The organism is Bacillus cereus group sp. BfR-BA-01524 (genome assembly GCF_022662595.1).
Classification (GTDB): domain Bacteria; phylum Bacillota; class Bacilli; order Bacillales; family Bacillaceae_G; genus Bacillus_A; species Bacillus_A thuringiensis_S.
Genome location: NZ_JAKUDW010000068.1, coordinates 22187 through 28186, shown reverse-complemented (window position 1 = coordinate 28186; position 6000 = coordinate 22187). Strand labels below are relative to the sequence as shown.

The window sequence follows — 6000 nt, the reverse complement described above, 5'->3', positions numbered from 1 at the left end:
AAGAAAAAAGTGGAACACAAAATTACTTGTAAAGTATAGGCTACGAGGATTACTCAAACATAGGTATGAAAATAGCCCTTTTAAAGCGATTAATGATTTGTATCCAAATCAGTTCAAAGAATGGGAATTTGGTATGACTCCTTTGAATTTTTGGACTAAAGAAAAAGCATTAGCAATTTTGAAATGGATTATTGAGGAAAAAGAGGGTCTTTCAAAAGAAATGCTCTTAGGATTATACGGGAAAAAATGGTTGAAAAAAAATAAGCTTAGTGCACCTCTGGCTATGTATTGGAATAGTAGCCCGTATGCAATGATTAATGATCTTTATCCAGGTCGTTTTAAAGAATGGGAATTTGGCATGACCCCTAATAACTTCTGGACTAAAGAAAAAGCATTAGAAGCATTGAAATGGACCATTGAAGAAAAAGAGAGATTAACCCCTAAACAATTGCTTGATATATACAATATAAAATGGTTAAAGACCCATGGATTAGCATCAGCATGTCAAATGATTTGGGGGAATAGTCCGTTTAGAATGATTAATGATTTATATAGAGAGCGTTTTAAAGAATGGGAATTTAGAGTTACTCCTGTTGGATATTGGTCTAAACGTAAAGCATTAGAGGCGTTAAGGTGGACTATTGAAGAGAAAGAAAAATTGGGTGAAAAACAGCTATTAAAAGTATTTAATCAAAAATGGCTAATAAAACAAAAATTATGGACGCCATTAAAATGCTATTGGAAAGGAAGTCCATATGAAATGCTTATTGCTCTATATCCAAATCGTTTCTCAAAAAATATGTTAAAAGGATATATTTAAAAGTAAAGATTAAATTAATAATTATTGAGAAAGTTTATGATATAACATGCAGTTATTAATTTGGAGGAAGACACCTTAAAGGTGTCTTTTTTTATGCATAAAAAAATAAAATATCACTTAGTGTAAAAAAATTCAAAATACTAAAGGGATTTCTATTAATAATTAAATAAAATCATTCATTGATTAATTATTCTATCTCTTTTCCTATTAGAACCAAATTTTTGCTAATTGAGAGACTCCTTTTATTATCTCTTCTTCGCATAAATTACCAAATCCAAGTTGAATATGAGGATATTCTGGTAAATATTCCGAGAAATATTTTGAGCAAGGATAAACTATAATACCGTGATCATGTGCTCTTTCAATTAGCATTTTTTCACTCAATTTTGTTTTCACTTCAATAATAACGAAAATACCGGAGCTACCACCTTTAATCTTGACATATTCCTTAAAATGCTTTGATAATTCCTTATTTAATAGATTCATTTTACGTTTATACAAAGCTTTCATCTTCCTTAAGTGTGAGTACCAATATCCTTCATTCATAAAATTTGCCAATGTTCGCTGATGAATAGATGAGGATGTTTGTTCAAGTAAAGGGAGTATCTTTTTATATTCATTTATTAGCCGTCTAGGCAAAACCATATAACTGACACGAATAGAGGGGAGGAGTGCCTTTGAAAAAGTTCCTAAATAAACGACCCTATCATTTGAATCTAAACTTTGAAGAGACGGTATAGGTTGATGGATATATCGAAATTCACTATCATAATCATCCTCAATAATATAGCCTTCCACCTTTTTTGCCCATCCAATTAACTTTAGTCTTTCATTGACAGGGATGGTCACTCCATACGGAAAGTGGTGAGTAGGAGTGACATATAAAAGTCTAGAAGTCGATTTTAAAAGAAAATCGACTTGAATGCCTCGTTCTTTTACAGGAATTGGATCAATATTAAATGATTGAAGAACAAAAAGCTCCCTTGCCACATTATATCCAGGATCTTCTACTGCCATATAATGATAGTCTTGCTTTAACATTAGTGACAAAATTAATAACAAATGTTGTGTGCTACTGCCAATAATAATTTGTTCTGCAGAAGTAGTAACTCCTCTTGATTGAAATAAGTAATCTGCTAGTGCTTTCCTTAATTTAATGTCGCCTTGTTTTTCTCCGTATGAAAATATGCTAGAGTCTTTAAGAATTTTGTTTGTAATCATTCTCCACTTTTTTAAAGGGAAGTTTTCTTGATCCACTGTCCCAATCTTAAAATCAATAGTTTTCATGGTAGTATGATTTGTTTCATGATGCTGTTCTCTAATAAGTTCAGAATTAAGTGTTTCATCCGATGTAATAGCCTCTACAAAAAAACCTTTTTTGTTCTCACTTCGAATATACCCCTCTGATTGCAGTTGTTCATAGGCTACCTGAGTTGTGTTTCTGCTGACCTCTAATTGGTTAGCAAGTTGTCTAATTGATGGCAACTTTTTACCTTGTTCTAATTTACCAGATAAAATCTGAGTTCGTATATATTGATAAACTTGTTGATACATAGGATTTTTACTTTTTCGATTTATATTAAATATTAGTTCCTTCATTATTTTAATACCCCATCTGTCATTTGTATTTATTGTAAACTGTACCTTTTAGAAATGACAGTATAAATAAATAATGAATTTATAAAAAAATTTAATCTAGGAGGAGAATTATGACAATATTTATGTACATATTTTGTTTGATTGTATGGGGACTTAACTTTATTGCAGTGAAAATTCAAGGAACTCCTGTCAGCTTAGAGTTATCTTTAACTTACCGTCTGGTTATGACAGCTTTTTTATTTTTGATGCTTGTTTGTTTTTTTCGACCAAGTGGGATGCCAACCAAAGAAGATATCCCATTTGTAATAGTTTTTGGTATATGTAACTTTGCAATAAGCTATTTATGCCTTTATTACGCTACAATTTTGAGTTCTGCGGCAATTGTAACATTGATTTTTTCATTAAAAGTAATTTTGACTCCAATCGCACTTCGAATTTTTTTGAAAGAAAAGTTACATTCACGAGTTTTGTTTGGAGGGATTTTAGGGGTATTAGGAGTATGTATTCTTATCTATCCGAAATTGAATGATGTTCAAGGGTTCAATGATATAAAAGGAATTATGGTCGCAATTTTAGGTACGCTTCTTACAGCAATAGGTGATGCGAGCTCGGCACGAAATGCAGGCCACAAGGTGAACCCTATCTATGCAAATGCTATTGGATTTACAGTAGCTAGTTTATTGATGGGAGTAATTGTATTATTTCAAGGACAGGAATTTGCATTTCCTACATCGTTTTCATATGTATCTATGTTGATATACTTAACTCTATTTGCTTCTTTTGTAGCATGGTTATTCTATTTGAAGCTTGTAGAAAAAATCGGAGGAGCTCGAAGTGGATATATGGTTGCGCTATTCCCTGTAATTGGAGGGGTAGCTTCCGTTTTAATCGGTGAGTCAGATCCATCCCTGTATTTGTTTGCTGGATGTTTTTCAAGCTGTATTGGAGCGGCTATCGCATTAGGGTTTAGAACTCAAAAGCAAGATTCGAAATTAACTATAAAAAGGGTTAATTAAGAAAGGAATAAGTGTAATGGACTTGAAAATAGATCCCATATATTATTTATGTATGAATAGTGCACGTTCTTTTGAAAAAAAGAAGCCATAAGTCGCTCGAAAACTGGGTAGATAATGATTTCTTTTCTCCAATTTAAATAAAGTATGTATCAGGACTCTGGGAATATATCGTAATATTCATTTAATTTCATGTATATTATTTCATGCTCTTTTTTTAACTTCTATTTTGATAAAAGATTTAACATTGAACTGGATACAAAATAGTAGAGATAAGGTTCAGAAAGCGTACAAGAAGTATGTTAGTTTATCGAAAAAATCCCTACAGGGGACCTAGAGCAAGTCTAAGGGTAATGAAGAATTGTCGATTCTAAAAGTAAAGAACTTCTTGGAATGTAATAAGTTCAACATATAATTCGTTAAAACTGTATATAATTATGTTAATTTAATATGAATTAATGCTTCTAAAGCACCGACATTTAAAGCTAGAAAAGAATTAAAAGAAGCTGTGAAATAATTATACATTGTAAAAAAGGATTTGATATTCATATCAGATCCTTTTTTCATTATTAGTTTAGTATAATTGCTCATCGTAGCTACTTAACAAGGGTTTAGAAACTAAATATTTTTCAGGTACTACAATCTTAACTTTATAATTTTCTTAGTTTTTGGTATTCATTTTCCTAGCTTAACTGATATAGGGCACTATATCATCAAAAGAAAATTAGATGTTTAGTATTAAATAAAATTAGTAGCAATACTATCTAGGTTCTTTAAGGAAACCAAATGAAAGGGCAACATTTCAAAGGGTATCTTGTGATATAACTAAGTAGAATTTTTTAAACAAGGGGATGATGAGATGAATAAATTGAAGGGAAAAATTGCATTAGTAACAGGGGCTAGTAGAGGGATAGGCCGAAGTATTGCCTTACATTTGGCACATGCTGGTGCGTTAGTCGTTGTTCACTATAGTAAAAGAAAAGAAGAAGCAGAAAGTGTAGTGGATAAAATTAAACTAGATGGCGGTTCTGCATTTGCGATTAGTGCAGACTTAAGTACTTTTAATGGCATTAATAACTTGTATTCAATGATGGATCAATCTCTTCAAAAATATATAGGTAATACTACATTTGATATCCTTGTAAACAACGCTGGAATTGGGCAGGTTTTAACGTTAGAGGAATCTACAGAGGAGTCTTTTGATGAGGTTATGAATATTAATGTGAAGGCTCCATTTTTCATTATTCAAAAGGCTTTGCCGCGTTTAAAAGATGGAGGACGGATTATAAATATTTCGTCTTTTGTCACAAGAGTAGCCTCCCCAAGTGTTTTTGCCTACAGTATATCTAAGGGGGCAATAAATACACTCACTCATACTTTAGCTCAACAACTTGGTGCTCGTGGTATTACAGTAAATGCAATTCTCCCAGGCATAATTAACACAGAAATGAACGCTGAGACGCTGGGGAATAGAGATGGACAAAAATATGCTGCAGGTTTATCGACTTTTAATAGGTGGGGAGAACCTAATGATATAGCTAATATTGTAGGTTTTCTTTCTTCATCAGATAGTCGTTGGATAACTGGTGAGTTAATCGATGCAAGTGGTGGATCTTGCTTATAATACTAGAGGAAAAGTCAATTTAAATTAAGGTGACTTTGCAATTCTATTATTTATTTGTTAAACCAGTGAACTATGTACCATTTTTTAGTTCTTAGAAAAGCCACCTTGAGATGGGTCCAAATGTGGTAAGTCAATCAGGGGAGAGAACTAATTATACTTTAGTATGATTTATGATAAGTATAAAGGGTGAAAAGCAATGAATATGCACAATTTCATATATAAATGGGTACTTTTTGTTAACTCTTTTAAAGGGAAGGAAATGTATGAAATTATTATGATAGAATCAATTTGTATTAAATGGAAAGGGGATGAGTGTATGCTAAAAAGAATGATTGTAGGAGTTTCATCATTAGTAGTGGGAGCAACAGTTGGCTTAGCGACAGATGTATCTGCAGCACCTGCACCACCATTAACATCATTAAATGTAGTAAAAGTTGAATCTCAATTAGGGGGAGTTGAATTTATTGGTCCAAACAATTTAAGTACGGTTAAAGATCATGGAGGAAGCTATTTATACATTTATACAAATGAAATGGGATATGGTAGAAATCCAATTGCTCAAATGAGTGGTCAAAAACTAAAAAAAGTAGATTCTAAGATGATTGATATTAATGGTGATAGAACAGTTGATGGTTGGGAATATAAATGGGATGCTTCGGGACAGCAAAATGGACAATTCAAATATCAAAATACATCTACAAATGCACCTTGGAATACATTATCTACGTCATTAAATATTAAATAAACTAACAGAAGAATTCGATGTAATTTTTTTATGTTTGTTATATATGTAATGTTTAGATACCTAAAGGAGTCTACGTTTTTAAGTAGGCTCTTTCTAAATAATGATAAGATATCAGCAAATTGATAAACTATTTTGTCTAATCGGTAAACCGAAGTTTACATAACATTTTTCTAGTAAACAATTCTGGGTTTAATAGTGT

The 6000-nt window shown here is 31.8% G+C and carries 5 protein-coding genes; 4 read left to right on the top strand and 1 reads right to left on the bottom strand.

The window, feature by feature from the left end; genetic code table 11:
- On the top strand, nucleotides 1–820 hold an 820-nt coding region (locus MR170_RS21490; RefSeq protein ID WP_242309204.1), incomplete at its 5' end, for a DUF4046 domain-containing protein.
- Between the two features lie 207 nt (nucleotides 821–1027).
- On the opposite strand, the gene pdxR is transcribed toward MR170_RS21490, so the two are convergent.
- Nucleotides 1028–2419 carry a MocR-like pyridoxine biosynthesis transcription factor PdxR gene (pdxR, locus tag MR170_RS21485; RefSeq protein ID WP_242309202.1) on the bottom strand — a complete coding sequence of 464 codons (1392 nt, stop codon included), beginning with the start codon at nucleotides 2417–2419 and terminating at the stop codon, nucleotides 1028–1030.
- A 110-nt stretch (nucleotides 2420–2529) separates the two neighbouring features.
- On the opposite strand from pdxR, the gene MR170_RS21480 reads away from it, so the two are divergent.
- From MR170_RS21480 to MR170_RS21470, 3 genes are all read left to right on the top strand, one after another.
- Entirely contained in the window at nucleotides 2530–3435 is a 906-nt protein-coding gene (locus MR170_RS21480) for a DMT family transporter (RefSeq protein WP_242309200.1), read from the top strand.
- A gap of 856 nt (nucleotides 3436–4291) precedes the next feature.
- Nucleotides 4292–5056, top strand: coding sequence for an SDR family oxidoreductase (locus tag MR170_RS21475; RefSeq protein ID WP_016081601.1), 765 nt, complete (start codon nucleotides 4292–4294; stop codon nucleotides 5054–5056).
- Between the two features lie 259 nt (nucleotides 5057–5315).
- Nucleotides 5316–5801 (top strand): DUF4879 domain-containing protein, encoded by a 486-nt coding sequence (locus MR170_RS21470; RefSeq protein ID WP_029442331.1) that lies wholly within the window; start codon nucleotides 5316–5318, stop codon nucleotides 5799–5801.
- Nucleotides 5802–6000 lie beyond the last annotated feature (199 nt).